Origin of the sequence: Neptunicella plasticusilytica, assembly GCF_047922965.1 — a bacterium.
Classification (GTDB): domain Bacteria; phylum Pseudomonadota; class Gammaproteobacteria; order Enterobacterales; family Alteromonadaceae; genus Neptunicella; species Neptunicella plasticusilytica.
On sequence record NZ_CP150481.1, the window covers coordinates 4,126,705 to 4,144,457 of the forward strand.

Consider the following 17,753-nt stretch of genomic DNA (forward strand, 5'->3'; position numbering starts at 1 on the left):
TTTAATCTTGGATCAACTTGTCTATACAAGAAGTTTATGCCAGTATCTTGTATAGACAAGTAAATAACAAGCTTATACACAACAATAGCCGAAAGATGTCAGCTTCTAAATACCAGCAAATTAAACAGCATATCCTGGATAAGGTTGAATCCGGCCAATGGCCAGAAAACCATCCGGTTCCTTCAGAGAATCAACTGGCACTCTCGTTCTCGGTTAGCCGCATGACTGCAAGAAGGGCGCTACATGAATTATCCGAGCAAGGGGTGCTGATTCGCACCCAGGGTGCCGCCACAGTAGTTGCCAGCTTGACGTCACAGTCTTCGTTACTGGAAATTCGCAATATTGCCGACGAGATCCGTGCCAGACATCATCACTATCATGCCAAGGTGCTGGCACTGAATACGCTAAAAACCGACGACGCATTAGCCTCCCAATTACAGGTTGAGGTTAACTCGGATATTGCTTACAGCTGTATATGTCATTATGAAAACCAGGTAGCCGTGCAACTTGAACAACGCTATGTAAATTTGCGGCTAGCTAAAGACTATTTACAGCAAGACTATACGCTGATCACTCCCCACGAGTATTTATGCAATACCGCGCCGCTGACTGAGGCCAAACATCAAATAGAAGCAATATTACCGGATGAACTAATGCAATGGAGTTTGTCGATTGAGGCAAATCAGCCTTGCTTGCATATGCATCGACACACCTGGTCAAAAGATGGCGTGGTCAGCTATGCATTACTGACTTATCCCGGCAACCGGTATTCACTTGGTGGACGCCTGACATTTCCACCAAATAATAAAGAGAAAACCCTATGAATATTAATCGACATGATCCCCGGCGTCTGATCAAGGCGCCACAGGGTCCCCAATTAACCTGTAAAAGTTGGCAGACCGAAGCCGCCATGCGCATGCTGATGAACAATCTCGATCCCGACGTGGCTGAACGACCGGAAGACCTGGTGGTCTACGGTGGTATTGGCCGCGCGGCCAGGGACTGGCAGTGCTTTGACAAAATTATTAAAGTGCTGCAACGTCTGGAAGACGACCAAACCTTACTGGTGCAATCGGGTAAGCCAGTAGGCGTATTCCGCACACATCCTGATTCTCCACGCGTATTGATCGCCAATTCCAATCTGGTTCCGCACTGGGCCAATTGGGAGCATTTCAACCAACTGGATAAACAGGGTTTGATGATGTACGGCCAGATGACCGCCGGAAGCTGGATTTATATTGGCAGTCAGGGCATTGTGCAAGGCACCTATGAAACCTTTGGTGCGGTAGCCAAACAACATTTTGCCGGGAAAGCTAACGGTAAGTGGATAGTTACTGGAGGATTAGGCGGCATGGGTGGAGCGCAACCTTTAGCTGCTACCATGGCAGGTTTTTCTATGCTGGCGGTGGAGTGCGATGAAACCCGTATTGATTTCAGATTACGCACCGGTTATGTGGATAGAAAAGCCACCTCGCTAGATGAAGCGCTGAAGATTATCAACCAGTCAGATAAACCAGTTTCTGTCGGTTTATTAGGTAACGCAGCCGATATTTTTGCTGAGCTGGTAGACAAAAACATCACCCCGGACGTGGTTACCGATCAAACCTCGGCACACGATCCGCTCAACGGCTACTTACCGCAAGGCTGGAGCATGCAACAAGCGGCCGAGATGCGTAAAAACGACGAAGCAAAAGTGGTCAAGGCTGCCAAACAATCGATGGCAGTGCAGGTACAAGCCATGCTGACCTTGCAACAGCGCGGTGCGGCCACCCTGGATTACGGCAACAATATTCGCCAAATGGCTTTTGAAGAAGGCATATCCAATGCGTTTGATTTCCCTGGCTTTGTTCCTGCTTATATTCGACCGCTTTTCTGTGAAGGGATTGGGCCTTTTCGCTGGGTAGCGTTATCCGGTGATCCTGAAGATATTTATAAAACCGATCAAAAGGTCAAAGAGTTAATCCCCGATGATCCACATTTACACAATTGGCTGGATATGGCCCGTGAACGCATCCAGTTTCAGGGATTGCCGGCTCGAATTTGCTGGATTGGCCTCAAAGATAGGGCGCGTATTGCACTGGCCTTTAATGAAATGGTCAAAAATGGCGAGTTGTCTGCGCCGGTGGTAATTGGTCGTGATCATCTGGATTCTGGTTCGGTGGCCAGTCCTAATCGTGAAACCGAATCCATGCTGGATGGCTCCGATGCGGTATCCGATTGGCCATTGCTTAACGCCATGCTGAGTACTGCCGGAGGCGCGACTTGGGTCAGCCTGCATCATGGTGGCGGGGTTGGTATGGGCTTTAGTCAACATGCTGGTGTGGTGATTTTATGTGATGGCACAGATGCCGCGGCACAACGTGTTAGCCGAGTGTTATGGAACGACCCGGCCACTGGTGTGATGCGCCACGCCGACGCCGGTTATGATATTGCCATTGAATGCGCTAAACAGAACAATCTCGATCTGCCCATGCTGGAGCAATAAACATGACTGACAATAAACTTAGCTTACAACCTGGAAAATTGACGCTAGCGCAATTACGTCAGATCAGCCGGCAGACTATGTCCATTGCGCTGGATAAATCGGCTCATGCAGACATCCATGCATCGGCTCAAACCGTGCAAAAAGTCATAGAACAAGGTCGGGTGGTATACGGAATTAACACCGGTTTTGGTTTACTGGCTAATACCCGTATTAAACCGGATGAACTGGAATTATTGCAACGTTCAATCGTGTTATCCCACGCTGCAGGTACCGGCGCATTAATGGATGATGACACCGTGCGATTAATGATGGTGTTGAAAATCAACTCCTTGTCACGCGGCTTTTCCGGTATCCGTTTGCAGGTCATCGAGCATTTGATTGCGTTGGTGAATGCCGGAGTCTACCCCTGTGTACCCCAAAAAGGTTCAGTCGGTGCCAGTGGCGATTTGGCTCCATTAGCCCATATGAGTATGCCATTAATGGGCGAAGGCCATGTTCGCTATCAAGGTAACATTATTACCGGTGCCGAAGGGCTTGAAATAGCCGGTTTGCAAGCGCTGACTTTTGCCCCCAAAGAAGGATTAGCCTTACTCAATGGTACGCAGGCGTCCACCGCGTTTGCTTTGCAGGGATTATTTCATGCGGAAGATTTATTGGCGGCAGCCACCGTTAGTGGTGCAATGTGTGTCGAAGCGGCGCTCGGCAGCCGTGCCCCATTTGATGCCCGTATTCACGCCGCTCGGGGTCAACAAGGGCAAATTGATATGGCTGCAACTTATCGCAACCTACTCGACGAGCATAGTAAAATAGGCGAATCTCATCAGGATTGTGAAAAGGTTCAGGACCCCTATTCATTGCGCTGCCAACCGCAAGTCATGGGGGCCTGCCTAAGCCAGATACGTTTTTGTGCAGACATCTTGCTGACAGAAGCAAACGGCGTCACTGACAATCCGTTGATATTTGGCGAAAATATTATCTCCGGTGGTAATTTTCATGCCGAACCTGTGGCGATGGCAGCGGATAACCTAGCCTTGGCGATTGCCGAAATCGGCGCACTGTCGGAACGTCGCAGCGCCCTGCTGATTGACACCAACTTGAGTAAACTGCCGCCCTTTCTGGTTGAGAATGGCGGGGTGAATTCCGGCTTTATGCTGGCACAGGTCACCGCAGCAGCACTGGCTTCTGAGAACAAATCGCTGGCACATCCGGCCTCAGTGGACAGTTTGCCTACCTCAGCCAATCAGGAAGACCATGTATCGATGGCAACCTTTGCTGCAAGGCGATTAGCGGATATGGCAGAGAATACCCGGGGTATTTTAGCCGTCGAGTTATTAAGCGCTGCACAAGGTATGGATTTTCGCCGACCGCTAAAATCCAGTCCTAAAGTAGAGCAGGGTTATCAGTTAGTACGAGACAAGGTGAGTTTTTACGACTCGGATCGCTATTTTTCACCGGATATTGAGCAAGTCAGTCTTCTTATACAAGAAGGAAGATTCAATCGCCTGGTTGAAGATATTTTAATTAGTAGATAAGTCCTGGCAGTTGTCACACCCGCCTCATTTGCTAGTGTTGCTTGGGTGTGACTTGTCAACTGGCGATTTCAAGCATCGGCTCAAATGCCAGACCGATAGACACGATATTATGCTCTTTGCGTTGCGAACAAACCTTGGCATAGGCTTCATGTATCTCGCCGGTTTCCGGATGTTCCAGTTCGATAAACACGTATTCCTGCTTTATTCCTCTGACCGATTCGCCTACTTCAAACTCGAAGCGACACCCCCCGGCTGATATATCAGTAATGACACCCACAATACGGCTACTTTCTTTGGTCATATAGATTTGCGCCGGTTTGCGATATGCCTTGCGCTGTTCGCGGCGCAATTCCCGCATCTGGATCTCGTCAGGAAAACTGACATAGAACAGTTTGTATGGGTGATTGGTCAGGCCCTGCAATACTGCCCGGAAGGCCAGGCATTCGCCGGTGGTTTTTTCACATATAGTACGCAAGACCAGCGGAACCCCTTCCACCAGTTGGTCACGAATAAAGCCATAACGTTTGCTGTCCGGCTGTTCAAGAATAAGATAATGGTTTTCTTTGGCGCCAATCAAATGGCTTTTGAAGCGATCACGCAGGTGATCCTGAATTTCGACGTCAACAAATTGTCCCATGCGGACGTTATCGAAAATGATATGTTCTTGTAGCGCAGCTACTGAAATATCTGGCATCTGCAAACCTCCGTTTAATCTCAATACCAACACAAGGCTGCTCATACTTCCCGTCAGCCCTGAATTTATTATCAGGAGATCTTAAACAAATGCAACATCAATTATTCTTTTATTTTTCAGGCTCTTGCCAAACTGAACGGCTGAACGGCGTCGATATTCGGCAAATCCATTGCTAACATCAACAAACGATCGATACCCAATGCCACACCGGCGCAATCAGGTAATCCATAATGCAACGCCTGCAACAAGGATTCATCAGCAATAACAGCGGGATAACCAAGTAATTGGCGTTTGGCATTATCCTGCTGGAAGCGTCTGCGTTGTTCGTTAGCATTAGCTAATTCATGAAACCCGTTGGCCAGTTCAATCCCCTTGAAATACACCTCAAAACGCTCGGCAACACGTTTATCTTCAGCATTAATTCGAGCCAGGGCTGCCTGACTGGCCGGAAAATGATAAACCATACAAGGACTTTGCTGGCCTATTTTCGGTTCGATACAATGGCTGAACAATAACTGTAATAAGGTGTCAGGATCGGTTTCTTGCCGGGCGAAATCAGCCAAGTCTAATTGTTGCACCAATTGACGCAATTGCGTCAAGGTGGCATTCAGCGGATCAATATCCAAATATTGCTGAAATGCCTGTTGGTAAGTGATCCGTTGCGGTGTCTGGCACTGCAGTATCAAGGTCAGCAAATCGGCCATTTCATCCATTAAATCGAAATGATTAAATCCAATTCGATACCATTCCAGTAGGGTAAATTCGGGATTGTGTAGACGACCCGCCTCGTCATTACGGTAAGCTTTGCAGATTTGATAAATGCAACCACTACCTGCACAAAGCAGCCTTTTCATCGCATATTCAGGTGAGGTTTGCAAAAATAGCGATAAGCCTTGCGCATTGCCCGGGCCGACAAATTCGGTACGAAAACTGTCTAGATGCGGGTCTGTTACAGCATGTTTAGCCAGTTGCGGGGTTTCAACTTCCAGCACATTGCGCTCGGCAAAAAAGGCGCGGATACTGGCCAGATATTTGGCTCGCTGCTGCAAGGTTTGAAGAGATGCACCGGGTTGCCATGTCATGACGGAATTCAACTTCTAAGGTAGGAAAAATCCCCGCCAGCTGGAACCGACGGGGTGAATAAAATTACTTTTGCGCGCGTGAAACGTATTCACCATTGCGGGTATCCACTTTAACCACTTCACCTGTTTGTACAAATAAAGGCACACGAACTACCGCCCCAGTACTTAAGGTTGCCGGTTTACCACCGGTACCAGCGGTATCGCCTTTAAGCCCGGGATCCGTCTCGGTAATTTGCAGTTCAACAAAGTTTGGTGGTGTGACGGAGATGGGTGAGCCATTCCACAGAGTGATAGTGCATTCATCGTTTTCAACTAACCATTTAACATTATCGCCTACCGCATTTTTATCTGCCGCGATTTGCTCAAACGTTTCGTTATTCATAAAATGCCAGAACTCACCGTCTGAATACAAATATGCTAAGCTGGTATCCAGAACGTCGGCACCTTCAAATGATTCTCCGGATTTAAAGGTTTTTTCCAACACTTTACCTGAAATCAGTTTACGGATTTTGACCCGGTTAAACGCCTGGCCTTTTCCCGGTTTAACATATTCATTATCTAAAATGTTGCAAGGCTCGCCATCGAGCATTATTTTAAGGCCCGCTTTAAAATCATTTGTGCTGTAATTAGCCATTTTTTCCTCATTACCCATAAGAGCACTAAATTAATTGACGCAGATAATACCTAAAATTCAGCAAACTGTGGATAGACATTGGCAAAAAGAATTGTCTGCTTGTATTACAGACCCCTCTGAACTGCTTAGTCAGCTAAATCTCAATCCAGCTGAATTTACTGAAGATATACAGGCTAGAAAACTTTTCCCACTGCGCGTACCTCGTCCGTTTGTACGCCGGATGGAAAAAGGCAACCCGCAAGATCCGCTATTTTTACAGGTATTTACCCAAGCCAGCGAGTTTGAGTTACATCGCGACTACACCACCGATCCACTGGATGAGCAGGATAATAGCTCGCCGGGCTTGCTGCACAAATATCAAAGCAGAGTGTTACTGGTGGTACGCGGGGGCTGCGCGATTAATTGCCGATATTGCTTTAGGCGTCATTTTCCCTACGCTGACAATCAGGTGAATAGAGCAGGCTGGCAGAAGGTACTGGACTATATTGCCGCCGATCAGAATATCAATGAAGTGATTTACTCTGGTGGCGATCCGTTGATGGCAAAAGATGATTTCCTGAGCTGGTTAACTTCACAGATCGAGCAGATTCAGCATATTAAGCGCCTGCGAATTCATACCCGCTTACCCGTTGTTATACCGGCCAGAATCAACTCGGAATTGCTGAGCTGGTTCAGCCAGTCCCGGTTAAAACCGGTAATGGTGTTACATGTTAATCATGGCAATGAAATAGATCAGGCTTTTGCCACTGCGATGCAACAACTCAAACAAACTGGCGTAACGTTGCTTAATCAGGCGGTATTACTAAAAGGGGTAAATGATAGTGCCGACGCACAATGTGAGTTAAGTGAAAAGTTGTTTGATTGCGATATTTTGCCTTATTACCTGCATCTGCTGGATAAGGTACAAGGCGCGCAACATTTTGCAGTGGACGATAATAGTGCCAGAAACATTATGGCAGAAATGATAAAGCGTTTACCGGGCTATCTGGTACCTAAACTGGTAAGAGAAATAGGTGGCCAACCCGGCAAAACGCCATTGGACTTATTGCTTCATCCGTAATCTATGCAAACAGATCAACATGTGATCCCAATGCAGGATTGGCAGATGATGCTTTTGGCACGTCAGCGGCTGATTCCAGCAGCTGAAGCGTTTGCTCACCGGTCTGTTCTTGCTGGCTCTTAGCCAGTTTGGCAGCCCGTAATTCGGCAGACGCGTCGGACATTCCAGAGGTACTTGCCCCTTGTAGTTCCATACCATTTCTCCTAAAACCTGTACCTCACCTCATACGCTAGGCTGAAGTGGAATAACCAGGTGTTGCTCTTGTTAGATATTACAAAAACAGGCAGAATTGCCAGCCTTCGGTTGTTTATCGGCCGACATAAATCAATCTTTAGCTTTTTTTTAGGAAAATCTGATTTTTAATATGCAGAATATAATCGACAAACTGAAAGACAACTTGCAAGTGATTTACCGACGCGGCCTGGACGCCGACAAGAGCCTGTCATCGCTCCAACAGCAGGGTAAGGGTAAATATCAGCATGTGTTTGCCGATGATGCTGTTTTTAATGTTAAAAGCAAACGTTTCCAACCTTATATCGAAGAACTGGCCAAAGATATTGTACAAATTGAAAATGCCGATGAAGCGACTGTGAAAGAACGTTTACCCCTGGTGATCAAAAAAATGGAGTTATTGTTTACCACATTGGCACAACTGCAGGACAGCCTTAAAAGCTAGAGATTTAGCCGTTTTACGCCATACTGATATATAGCTGCCTTGCAGGTGGGGTGAAGACAATGGAAATTTCAGCGACCAGCAACATTATCAATTCAACTATCAGCCGTCCAAATAATGGGTCTGAACAAAAAACTAATGCTTACGGTATTGGTTCGGCTAACCAGCATGCTGTAGAGTTATCTCCACAAGCCCGCATTTTGCAGCAAAATGAACAACAGCAGAAACTGCAGCAAAACTCATCCGACGAAGATCCGAAACAGAAAGACCAGCCTGGCATTGGCCGGGATTTTGTTCGGGTTTCCAGTAGCATTGGCAAAGGCACCCAATCTAACGCCTTAACCGCAGAACAAGCTTTGGATGTCTATCGGTCCATAGAGCAGTTGCTTTAAAAATCTAACTTGAGTTCGGGAATATCAAGATTCTGAATAGTTTGCTGCAGCAACAAAAACGCCGCAATAAAATTGCGGCGTAATTAAACAATCAAATTGGTTATTTATTTTTCTGAATATAAGCTTCGAAGGTATCTTCAAACCATCTATCCAGCATATCCTTTTCATAGTGTAACCGTTCACTGTCATGGATCCGGCCACCTCTATCCATAAAGGCCATATCCTTAAGCTCTTCGGTGCCTTCTTTTACTACTACACCGGCACTGTCAGTCAGCTTGTAACTAAAATCCATGCGTGGAATGTCCAGATTCTTGACCAAACGCACATCCGAGCTGGAATTTAGTCCGACCATCATGCCCGGCCAGACTTCACCTGCCAGATCCAGATTAGTGACATTCATCGTTAATTTATAGCCATCAGGTACGTCTTTGAGCTGCTTGGTCAGAAACTTTTCAATATCTTCAAAAGTCTGTCTGCGGAAACTGCTGCGCGTCTGGCTGGTCGGTTTAACATCCCGATATTTATCCGGATTTTCCCAGTTAACCTCAAGTTCGCCCTGTGCATAGCCAGGCAACGCATTCAGTAACAGCACGGCTGCACTTAACGCTATCGTCAGTTTTTTCATTTTCGACACCCCCATTCGCCCTTTATTTCTAATCTATGCCATTATTCTACTTAATAAAACTGAATGTCGACTGAATTAACCTAACACGTCATAGAAGAAAAAATCGGGCGGTAAAAAAGTTGGGCAAGCCGGGAGCTGGCTTGCCCAAGAGGAGGAAAAAGCCAGACCAGTAGCTCCTTCCTTATCATGCCAAAGCGAGTTCAGTATAGTGTTAAAAACAATTAAACGCAATTGATAATTGTTATCATTTCTATATGAGAGTAACGAACTCTTCTGCGCTAGTTGGATGAATGGCCACACAGGCATCAAAATCGGCTTTAGTGGCTCCCATTTTAATCGCCACGCCAAAGCCCTGCAGAATTTCGTCCATGCCATAACCTATACCATGTAAACCCACCACTTTCTGCTCGTCACCTGCACAGATGAGCTTCATTTTTGTCATCTGCCGGTGGCGCGTAACGGCGGTATACATGGCGGCGAAACCCGACTGATAGACTTTGATATTATCATCACCAAACTTGGCTTTCGCCTCTGGCTCAGTCATGCCAATAGTGCCAATAGGCGGATGGCTAAACACCACAGTCGGGATATTACTGTAATCCATATGCGCGTTGCTTTGATGGTTAAACAGACGCTCTGAAAGCAAACGGCCTGCCTTGACTGCAACCGGAGTCAACTCTACCTGTCCGGTATTATCCCCCACTGCATAAATCCCCGGCACAGTCGAATTCTGAAATTTATCCACCTTGACATAACCTTTGTCATCCAGTTCCACACCAATATTTTCCAATCCAAGCTGATTATTAGCCGGACTGCGGCCAATTGCCCAGATCAGGCTATCTACTTCTAAAGACTGGTTATTGTCGAAATCTACTGTCAGGCTACCATCGCTATTCTTGCTCACTGATTTCACCTGATGATGAGCTAACAATGTAGGGCCATCTTCGCCCATTAATTCCACCAGGGTATCACTTATCAGCGGATCAAACTGACGCAACGGCTTATCGTGCCGCACGGCCAGATGCGTTTGACTACCAAGTGAATGCATCACACCGGCAAGTTCCACCGCAATATAACCGGCGCCAACAACAAGTACTCTTTCAGGTTGCTGCTGCAGTGCAAAAAAACCATCGGAATCAATACCCAACTCTGCGCCGGGAATATCCGGTAATACCGGACGGCCACCAGTGGCGATAAGAATATGTTCAGCTCGATATTGCTGGCCATCCACTTCAAGGGTATTGGCATCAATAAAACGCGCAAAGCCGTTAATTACAGTCACGTTATTGTTACCCAGCACCCTGTCATATGAGGCATGGATCCGCTCAATATAGGCTTGACGGCTGGCAACCAGACGACTCCAGTCAAACGCTTTGAGCTCCACGTCAAAACCGTAATCAGTGGAATATTTATGGATTGCTTCGGCGACTTGCGCCCCAAACCACATGGTTTTCTTTGGTACACAGCCTACATTTACACAGGTGCCACCCATTTGTTTAGCTTCAATGATGGCTACCTTTTTGCCGTGTTTGGCCGCGCGGTTAGCCGATGCAATCCCGCCACTGCCACCGCCAATACAGATATAGTCAAATGTTGTCATTAAGACTCCTCAGCCAAGCAAATTTATTTCATTGATGATACAGGCCGCCAATGATGACACAGGCAAAAAAAAAGCCAAAACTTTCGTTTTGGCTTATTTTAGATTAGCAATATTTACCGCGAAAAGCGTTAACGCTTTAAACGGTAACCCACCGATAATCCGAGTACCAGGACCAGCCAGCCAAAGCTACCACCACCCGATGAACCGGAAGAATTATCCACTGAATCAATGAGTGTATTCGGTGTAGGTGTAATTTCAGGATGAGTTGTTACATCGGCATCAATCACCACAATATCATTAATCATCACCAGATTTTGTTCAGTGAGAGCAACACCATTATCAGCATCTTCTTCAGTAAAATCACGCAGCGGCATATTGTCGAATGCATCCCCCAAATTAAATCGGGGTAACGCCGCAATAGCATCAACCACATCCATTCCATCCCCCAGTACCTGCCCAAAAACGGTAAAACCACCATTTTGCACATCCAGGTTAGCGCTGTTGTCATCCAGATTGACAAACCATTGTGATGTCGCGCTATTAGGCTTGCCCCCTAATTTCGCCATCGCCAGCGTACCACGCACATTAGACAGTTCAGGCTCATTGGCGACTGCCGCACTGGTAACAACCTCTGTGATTGGAAAGTCATCTTCGAATTTAAAACCGCCGGATTGCACCACAAAATCAGGCATAGAACGATGCACTACGGTGTGGAAATATTCTCCAGAATTGACATAAGCCAAAAAGTTTTCGACTGTTTTTGGGGTAGCATTGTCAAACAGATTGACTTGAAAACTGCCCATGGAAGTTTGTACTTCAACCACCGTAGCTGATGACGTGAAACTGGTTAATCCGATCATTAACGCGATAGATGCGAACTTTAATTTTGTAATTTGATGCATTGAACAATAACCCTGTAAAAATTTTTACGCACCATAAGGCAATGCCTGCCGAGAAAATAGAGATGATATGATTTATTTTGATCCAATTTGTAATCCGCGCTTGAGAAAACAGCAGAGATAAAAACAAATTCATATTAACCACGGAGGCACGGAGCTCACAGAGAAAAACTGTTCACGCTGTCACTCTGGGGAGGTTGTCACCCCGGTAGTCTTTTGGGCCGGGGTCCATTGTTTACCGCTAGCTACGGGCTAAAGCCTCGACCTACAGGTGTTACATGCCAATGTAGGTCGGCATTTATGCCGTCAAAAAGCGCTGGATCTCCGCCAACAACACGCGGGGATGACGGACCAAAACCGAGCGCTCACTAAGCCGCAGCGCGCGCAGAGATAAAAACAACCCCATATTGACCACGAAGGCACGGAGCTCACAAAGATAATAAATATCGGGTTAGAGCCACGGCATACAAAAATAACGGGGGTTTTCTTTAGCTCGCGGCTTAATTGATTCACCCTTCGACTATTCGTACCTCATGCTCAGGATGAACGGTATCAATTTACCCATCCTGCAATCTATGGGTATCATTTTCTCTACTCCGTGATGGGTGTTTCTTTGCGCCCACTGCGCCTCTGCGTGATCAATCTTTTAGCTTGTGGCTCAAAGCCCGTCTCTTGAGTTTTTCGCTGTTGCCCCAATCATATTCTGATTGAGTTATTTTATCACGGATCAGTGACTGACTATGAACCCGAACGCAACCGACATCTCCCGTCTACCCAAGTTTTCTACTATTAATCCCGAGCAAATTTTGCCCTCAATTGAACAGGCTATTGCCAAGGGCAAACAGCAAATAGAACAATTATTGACCGATAACGACACCTATACATGGGATAATCTTATCGCACCGTTGGAAGAAAACGATGATGAGTTAGGCCGTTTATGGTCGCCGATTTCCCATTTGAACTCCGTGCTGAGTTCCGATCCATTACGGGAAGCCCATGATGCTTGCCTGCCATTGCTATCCGATTACGGAACCTTTGTCAGCCAGCACAAAGGACTTTACCAGGCCTATGTGCAAATTCGCGCCAGCGAACAGTTCAGTCAACTCAGCGAAGCACAGCAAAAAGTCATTACCAATACGCTACGGGATTTCGAATTATCCGGTATCGCCCTTGAAGACGATAAAAAGCAGCGTTACGCCCAAATAAAAAGCCGTTTGTCAGATTTATCCTCGACCTTTTCCAACAACGTCATGGACGCCACGCTTGGATGGCAAAGACATGTCGAAAATAAAGAACTACTGGCAGGGCTGCCCGAATCTGCTATTGATGCAGCGGCACAAACTGCGCAAGAAAAACAACTGACTGGATGGCTATTTACTCTGGATATTCCCAGCTATTTACCAGTGATGATGTATGCCGATGACAGAGCTCTGCGTGAAGAATTTTATCGCGCCTATTGTACTCGGGCCTCCGATCAGGGGCCAAATGCGGGAAAATGGGACAATGGCCCGGTTATTGATGAAACGTTGAAGCTTCGCCATGAACTTGCCCAACTATTAGGTTTTGATAGTTACGCCCACCGTTCCTTATCGACCAAAATGGCCGAGTCCCCCGAACAGGTACTGGGCTTTCTCAATGATCTGGCCACTCGTTCCAAACCGCAAGCCGAGCAGGATCTTGATGAACTCACCCGGTTTGCCAATGAAAAGCACGGAATGAACAAGCTGCAGGCATGGGATTTAGCCTATTACAGTGAAAAACTCAAAGAACAGAAATATGCCATTTCCGATGAATTGCTGCGCCCTTATTTTCCGGAAAGCAAAGTGCTCAGCGGCCTGTTCGAAGTGGTGCATCGTTTGTACGGATTAACTATCCAACCTCGCAATGATGTGGATGTCTGGCACAAAGACGTAAAATTCTACGATATTGTCGATAACAACAACCAGCTACGCGGCGGTTTTTATCTGGATTTGTACGCCAGAGCGCACAAGCGTGGTGGCGCTTGGATGGACGAATGCCAGGTACGTCGTCAAACCCAAAGCGGCATGTTACAGACGCCAGTTGCCTATTTAACCTGTAACTTTAATGGCCCCATTGGCGGCAAACCGGCCTTGTTTACCCATGATGAAGTGATCACCCTGTTCCATGAATTTGGCCACGGCATTCATCATATGCTGACCAAGGTTTCAGTGGCAGGGGTTTCCGGCATTAACGGCGTAGCCTGGGATGCGGTAGAACTGCCTAGCCAGTTCCTGGAAAACTGGTGCTGGGAAGAGCAGGCGCTAGCCTTTATTTCCGGTCACTATGAAACCGGCGAACCGCTACCCAAAGCCTTGTTGGATAAAGTGCTGGCAGCCAGAAATTTCCAGTCGGCGATGCAAATGATCCGGCAGCTCGAATTCAGCTTATTTGATTTCCAGTTACACCAGAATTACGACCCCAATACGCAAAATCAGGTCCAGCAGGTACTGGACAATATCCGTCAGCAAGTATCGGTGACTATTCCGCCCGCTTTCAACCGCTTCCAGCACAGCTTCGGGCATATTTTTGCCGGTGGTTATGCTGCAGGGTATTACAGCTATAAATGGGCCGAAGTGCTATCTGCCGACGCCTTTAGCCGATTTGAAGACGAAGGAATCTTCAATCCACAAACCGGTCTGGATTTTCTGACTAACATTCTGGAGATGGGCGGCTGCCGCGAGCCAATGGAATTGTTTGTCGCCTTTCGTGGGCGCGAACCCAAGGTAGATGCATTGTTAAGGCATTCCGGGATCACTACTGCATAACATATCGGAATAAAGCAACGTAAACGCCGTTAAAGTTTATTTAACGGCGTTGCGTCAAAGCGTATTTATTCCGAATTCAGGTTATTTGACCAGTTTGACAATATCCGCTTTTAACGCGACACCAGCAACAAAGGTTCCAGCACCACATTCAAATTCGCTACTGCTGACGAATTCCTGATGTTTGTAATTAGACTTGATATTGATAACTGCATTCATTCCTTCCTGAATCGCACGCTCTTGCAGGCTTTTCAGCGCAGATAACAACACCCATTGACAGGCTTCCTGATCTGACTTGTTAAACGCATTGGTTTTTCTGCTGGTGGTTGCCTCACCCCATTTTTTTTCTACCGCGCCATGTTGTTGACCGGCAAAAAACACCGGGATATCCAGTAACGCTTCTTTAGCTTTTTCTGTTTTCAAAAATTCTTCAAAAGGAAACTTCAACCGATCATCCCTTGCCATTGCCTGGGTTGAAAGTGTCATTCCTATCATTGCACAAACGATTAAAATATTTTTCATTCCTTTCCTCCATCATGTGTTAAAAATATCCATGCTACTGCCAGACCAAAGCCACTTTGATGGCTGACGGCCAACAACGAACTTTGTCGGTTAGCGGCTCCCTCAAAGGAGTCATACTTGGCATACAATCCTAGCCATAATTGTTGGTAACGCCAAGTTAAACCTAACGATAGACGGGTATAACTCACACCTGAACGCGCCTGCCAATAATGGCGGTCAGCGGTGACATATTGCTGCTCCACGCCATAATAAAACTGATGGTAACGATGATCGGCAAAATTCAGACTCAATTCGGACTGCAGTGCCATTTTACCAAACCCCACAACGGACGAAATATCTTGTTGCCAACCAATGCCCAGTTCCGAACGCCAACCGACGTTAACTAATTTTCCTGAACGCCAGGACGTAGCTTTACGAACTTGCCACTTCACCTGCCAGTTTCGATTCAAATCATAAATCAGTGAGGGCCCCAGTTCTCCAACCCATCCCAACTCTGGCATGCCATCACGCGCCTTGCCTTCATCATTGTCGACCGGGATGGTGCCTGAGGCAGACAGGGATATGCGAAACTGGCCACTGTCGAATAACTCACCTTTAATCGCCTGCCTATCGATTGTCAGCTTATCATCCCGGTAATCGATATAAGGAAAAGGTAACACAAAACCACGTGCCTGTGCCGAACCGGGGTACTCCGGAATTTGTCCTGCGACCAGTCCGGCACCGACTTCCAGAAAATAATCTTCTGAGGCCTGACATAGCGTACTATGCGCTAATAACACAGTGGCCAACCATCCACATGCTAGAACAAATTTACTCATTCCAGCGTTTAAATATCAAAGAAGTATTAATGCCGCCAAAAGCAAAATTATTGCTCATGACAATGTCGGTACTGATTTGCCGTCCACCGGATGTCAAGTAATCCAGTTCCGCACAACGAGGATCAATATTGCTCAGATTAATTGTCGGTGCAAACCATCCACTTAACATCATTTCGATACTGGCCCAGGCTTCTATCGCTCCGCAGGCTCCTAACGTATGGCCAAGATAACTTTTTAGTGAACTGATCGGCACGGCTCTGCCCAATGCCTGGCGAGTGGCCTGGGTCTCGGCAATATCACCGGCTTCGGTAGCGGTACCATGTCCATTAACATAGCCTATTTCATTAGCGGGTATATCTGCGTCCTGCAACGCAAGTTGAATCGCCTGGCTCATCGTTTCCGCTGTAGGCTGGGTAACATGTTGACCATCCGCATTAGTACCAAAGCCAATCACCTCGGCAATAATATTGGCGCCCCGAGCTTTAGCGTGCTCAAGCTCTTCCAGAATAAAAGTACCGGCCCCCTCCCCTAAAACCAGACCGTCGCGATCTTTATCGTAGGGTTGCGGGGTCAAGTTCGGCGTATTATTTTTGGTACTGGTAGCATACAGGGTGTCAAACACTGCTGCCTCAGTGACACAAAGCTCTTCTGCTCCGCCGGCAATCATTACTTTCTGTTTACCAAACTTAATCGCTTCATAGGCATAACCAATACCCTGGGACGCAGAAGTACAGGCCGAACTGGTGGTAATAATCCGTCCCTTGGTGGAAAAATACACGCCCAGATTGACTGCCGTAGTATGTGCCATCATCTGTATATAACTGGTTGCGGTCACACCGCTCATACTACGATTGGCGATCAGATTACCAAATGCGGTCAAAGGCTGAGTCGAACCTGTTGATGATCCGTACGCAATGCCGGTTGAGCCATTGGTCAGAACAGGATCGTCTGTCAGGTGAGCCTGTTGGAGAGCCTGCTCAGTGGCGGCTGTTGCCATTAGGGAAACACGCCCCATCGAGCGCACTTTTTTACGACTGAAATGGGCGGGTTTAACAAACTCCACGGGCGCGGCGATACGAGTACCTAAATCTTCAACATCCTGCCAGTCAGGCATGTATTTAACTGCATTTTGCTCCAGGCGCAATCCCTGCTCAAAGGTATGCCAGTCATTCCCCAGAGCCGACACCACTGACATGCCGGTTACTACCACTCTATTCATCAACTTAATCCACCATCCACCGCCATGACTTGTCGGGTGACATAACTTGCCGCATCGGACATTAAAAAGCCCACCATCGCAGCAACATCCCGGGCTTGTCCCATCCTGCGCAATGGAATGTGTTTAACCATTTCCTGGACTGGCAACTCTTCAATCATATCGGTTTCAATCAAACCCGGGGCTACACAGTTAACGGTAATTTTCCGTTTGGCCAATTCCAGAGCCAACGACTTGGTTGCACCAATTAAACCCGCTTTGGACGCACTGTAATTCACCTGTCCACGATTCCCCAAAATCCCGGATACCGACGCAACAGAAACAATACGTCCACCCTGTCTGGCCTGCACCATGGGCATCACTAGCGGCTGAAGCACATTGTAGAAACCATCCAGATTGGTGCGCATCACCAGATCCCAATCTTCTGCCGGCATAGCCGGAAACGCGTTGTCACGCGTAATACCCGCATTACAAACCACCCCATAGTAAGCACCTTTATCTGTCACTTGTTGATTCAGTACTTGTTGCACTTGCTGCCGATCAGACAGGTCGAATTGTACAATATCAGGACAGTTGGCAAACTCTGCTATCTGTTGCTGGATTTGTTGCGCACCGGCAAGGTCCGAACGACAATGCAATGTGACATCGAACCCGTCGTGCGCCAATTGCAAGGCAATGGCTTTACCTATACCTTTACTTGAGCCGGTTACCAATACTCTTCTGTTCATACTCAATCCT

Annotated in this window: 18 protein-coding genes; 7 read left to right on the top strand and 11 right to left on the bottom strand. The window is 47.1% G+C overall.

Features of this window, described 5'->3' with window-relative positions:
- The first annotated feature begins 95 nt into the window (after positions 1–95).
- The 3 genes from hutC to hutH are packed head-to-tail and all read left to right on the top strand — an operon-like array spanning position 96 to position 4,017.
- Positions 96–824: a histidine utilization repressor gene (gene hutC / locus V1467_RS18600; RefSeq protein WP_416306476.1), complete on the top strand. Its 729-nt coding sequence runs from the start codon at positions 96–98 to the stop codon at positions 822–824.
- Positions 821–2,485, top strand: a complete 1,665-nt coding sequence (gene hutU, locus V1467_RS18605; RefSeq protein ID WP_416306477.1) for a urocanate hydratase — start codon at positions 821–823, stop codon at positions 2,483–2,485. The genes hutC and hutU overlap by 4 nt, the downstream gene beginning before the upstream one ends.
- A 2-nt stretch (positions 2,486–2,487) precedes the next feature.
- Positions 2,488–4,017 (top strand): histidine ammonia-lyase, encoded by a 1,530-nt coding sequence (gene hutH, locus V1467_RS18610; RefSeq protein WP_416306478.1) that lies wholly within the window; start codon positions 2,488–2,490, stop codon positions 4,015–4,017.
- Between the two features lie 55 nt (positions 4,018–4,072).
- Here the strand turns inward: hutH and V1467_RS18615 are convergent, their stop codons facing one another.
- The 3 genes from V1467_RS18615 to efp all read right to left on the bottom strand — a co-directional run bounded on the left by V1467_RS18615 (position 4,073) and on the right by efp (position 6,427).
- Positions 4,073–4,711, bottom strand: a complete 639-nt coding sequence (locus V1467_RS18615; RefSeq protein ID WP_416306479.1) for a PilZ domain-containing protein — start codon at positions 4,709–4,711, stop codon at positions 4,073–4,075.
- A gap of 116 nt (positions 4,712–4,827) precedes the next feature.
- Positions 4,828–5,793, bottom strand: coding sequence for an elongation factor P--(R)-beta-lysine ligase (gene epmA, locus V1467_RS18620; RefSeq protein WP_416306480.1), 966 nt, complete (start codon positions 5,791–5,793; stop codon positions 4,828–4,830).
- Positions 5,794–5,857: 64 nt separating this feature from the next.
- Positions 5,858–6,427 carry an elongation factor P gene (efp, locus tag V1467_RS18625; RefSeq protein WP_416306481.1) on the bottom strand — a complete coding sequence of 190 codons (570 nt, stop codon included), beginning with the start codon at positions 6,425–6,427 and terminating at the stop codon, positions 5,858–5,860.
- Between the two features lie 34 nt (positions 6,428–6,461).
- Here efp and epmB point away from each other — a divergent pair, with 34 nt between their 5' ends.
- On the top strand, positions 6,462–7,487 hold the full coding sequence (epmB, locus tag V1467_RS18630; protein WP_416306482.1) for an EF-P beta-lysylation protein EpmB: 1,026 nt from the start codon (positions 6,462–6,464) through the stop codon (positions 7,485–7,487).
- Position 7,488: 1 nt separating this feature from the next.
- On the opposite strand, the gene V1467_RS18635 is transcribed toward epmB, so the two are convergent.
- Complete coding sequence (locus V1467_RS18635) at positions 7,489–7,680, bottom strand: hypothetical protein (RefSeq protein WP_416306483.1); 192 nt, start codon at positions 7,678–7,680, stop codon at positions 7,489–7,491.
- Between the two features lie 171 nt (positions 7,681–7,851).
- Here V1467_RS18635 and priC point away from each other — a divergent pair, with 171 nt between their 5' ends.
- Both priC and V1467_RS18645 read left to right on the top strand, forming a co-directional pair.
- A complete protein-coding gene (priC, locus tag V1467_RS18640) occupies positions 7,852–8,163 on the top strand; it encodes a primosomal replication protein PriC (protein ID WP_416306484.1) in 312 nt (103 codons plus the stop codon).
- Between the two features lie 59 nt (positions 8,164–8,222).
- A complete protein-coding gene (locus V1467_RS18645; RefSeq protein WP_416306485.1) occupies positions 8,223–8,552 on the top strand; it encodes a hypothetical protein in 330 nt (109 codons plus the stop codon).
- Between the two features lie 100 nt (positions 8,553–8,652).
- Here V1467_RS18645 and V1467_RS18650 read toward each other — a convergent pair whose 3' ends face one another.
- The 3 genes from V1467_RS18650 to V1467_RS18660 form a co-directional block, all read right to left on the bottom strand.
- Entirely contained in the window at positions 8,653–9,177 is a 525-nt protein-coding gene (locus tag V1467_RS18650; protein WP_416306486.1) for a DUF3016 domain-containing protein, read from the bottom strand.
- A gap of 250 nt (positions 9,178–9,427) precedes the next feature.
- The gene (gene gorA, locus V1467_RS18655; RefSeq protein WP_416306487.1) at positions 9,428–10,777 is read right to left on the bottom strand and encodes a glutathione-disulfide reductase; all 1,350 of its coding nucleotides are present in this window, start codon (positions 10,775–10,777) and stop codon (positions 9,428–9,430) included.
- Positions 10,778–10,905: 128 nt separating this feature from the next.
- The gene (locus V1467_RS18660) at positions 10,906–11,679 is read right to left on the bottom strand and encodes a peptidylprolyl isomerase (protein WP_416306488.1); all 774 of its coding nucleotides are present in this window, start codon (positions 11,677–11,679) and stop codon (positions 10,906–10,908) included.
- 737 nt (positions 11,680–12,416) lie between these two features.
- Here V1467_RS18660 and prlC point away from each other — a divergent pair.
- The gene (gene prlC, locus V1467_RS18665) at positions 12,417–14,462 is read left to right on the top strand and encodes an oligopeptidase A (protein WP_416306489.1); all 2,046 of its coding nucleotides are present in this window, start codon (positions 12,417–12,419) and stop codon (positions 14,460–14,462) included.
- Between the two features lie 81 nt (positions 14,463–14,543).
- Here prlC and V1467_RS18670 read toward each other — a convergent pair whose 3' ends face one another.
- Genes V1467_RS18670 through V1467_RS18685 form a run of 4 tightly spaced genes read right to left on the bottom strand, consistent with a single transcriptional unit; the run spans position 14,544 to position 17,743 of the window.
- The gene (locus tag V1467_RS18670) at positions 14,544–14,981 is read right to left on the bottom strand and encodes an excinuclease ABC subunit A (protein WP_416306490.1); all 438 of its coding nucleotides are present in this window, start codon (positions 14,979–14,981) and stop codon (positions 14,544–14,546) included.
- Positions 14,978–15,799, bottom strand: coding sequence for a MipA/OmpV family protein (locus V1467_RS18675; RefSeq protein ID WP_416306491.1), 822 nt, complete (start codon positions 15,797–15,799; stop codon positions 14,978–14,980). The genes V1467_RS18670 and V1467_RS18675 overlap by 4 nt, the downstream gene beginning before the upstream one ends.
- A complete protein-coding gene (locus V1467_RS18680) occupies positions 15,792–17,018 on the bottom strand; it encodes a beta-ketoacyl-ACP synthase (protein ID WP_416306492.1) in 1,227 nt (408 codons plus the stop codon). The genes V1467_RS18675 and V1467_RS18680 overlap by 8 nt, the downstream gene beginning before the upstream one ends.
- The gene (locus V1467_RS18685) at positions 17,018–17,743 is read right to left on the bottom strand and encodes a 3-ketoacyl-ACP reductase FabG2 (protein ID WP_416306493.1); all 726 of its coding nucleotides are present in this window, start codon (positions 17,741–17,743) and stop codon (positions 17,018–17,020) included. Before V1467_RS18685 ends, V1467_RS18680 begins: the two co-directional genes overlap by 1 nt.
- Positions 17,744–17,753: the final 10 nt, after the last annotated feature.

Bases quoted from the DNA above. Each gene is read 5' to 3' on its own strand.
- V1467_RS18670 (WP_416306490.1), bottom strand. From the start codon at position 14,981: ATGAAAAATATTTTAATCGTTTGTGCAATGATAGGAATGACACTTTCA.
- priC (WP_416306484.1), top strand. From the start codon at position 7,852: ATGCAGAATATAATCGACAAACTGAAAGACAACTTGCAAGTGATTTAC.
- V1467_RS18660 (WP_416306488.1), bottom strand. From the start codon at position 11,679: ATGCATCAAATTACAAAATTAAAGTTCGCATCTATCGCGTTAATGATC.
- hutU (WP_416306477.1), top strand. From the start codon at position 821: ATGAATATTAATCGACATGATCCCCGGCGTCTGATCAAGGCGCCACAG.
- V1467_RS18675 (WP_416306491.1), bottom strand. From the start codon at position 15,799: ATGAGTAAATTTGTTCTAGCATGTGGATGGTTGGCCACTGTGTTATTA.
- epmA (WP_416306480.1), bottom strand. From the start codon at position 5,793: ATGACATGGCAACCCGGTGCATCTCTTCAAACCTTGCAGCAGCGAGCC.
- V1467_RS18680 (WP_416306492.1), bottom strand. From the start codon at position 17,018: ATGAATAGAGTGGTAGTAACCGGCATGTCAGTGGTGTCGGCTCTGGGG.
- V1467_RS18615 (WP_416306479.1), bottom strand. From the start codon at position 4,711: ATGCCAGATATTTCAGTAGCTGCGCTACAAGAACATATCATTTTCGAT.
- V1467_RS18685 (WP_416306493.1), bottom strand. From the start codon at position 17,743: ATGAACAGAAGAGTATTGGTAACCGGCTCAAGTAAAGGTATAGGTAAA.
- efp (WP_416306481.1), bottom strand. From the start codon at position 6,427: ATGGCTAATTACAGCACAAATGATTTTAAAGCGGGCCTTAAAATAATG.
- hutC (WP_416306476.1), top strand. From the start codon at position 96: ATGTCAGCTTCTAAATACCAGCAAATTAAACAGCATATCCTGGATAAG.
- gorA (WP_416306487.1), bottom strand. From the start codon at position 10,777: ATGACAACATTTGACTATATCTGTATTGGCGGTGGCAGTGGCGGGATT.
- V1467_RS18645 (WP_416306485.1), top strand. From the start codon at position 8,223: ATGGAAATTTCAGCGACCAGCAACATTATCAATTCAACTATCAGCCGT.
- hutH (WP_416306478.1), top strand. From the start codon at position 2,488: ATGACTGACAATAAACTTAGCTTACAACCTGGAAAATTGACGCTAGCG.
- V1467_RS18635 (WP_416306483.1), bottom strand. From the start codon at position 7,680: ATGGAACTACAAGGGGCAAGTACCTCTGGAATGTCCGACGCGTCTGCC.
- V1467_RS18650 (WP_416306486.1), bottom strand. From the start codon at position 9,177: ATGAAAAAACTGACGATAGCGTTAAGTGCAGCCGTGCTGTTACTGAAT.
- prlC (WP_416306489.1), top strand. From the start codon at position 12,417: ATGAACCCGAACGCAACCGACATCTCCCGTCTACCCAAGTTTTCTACT.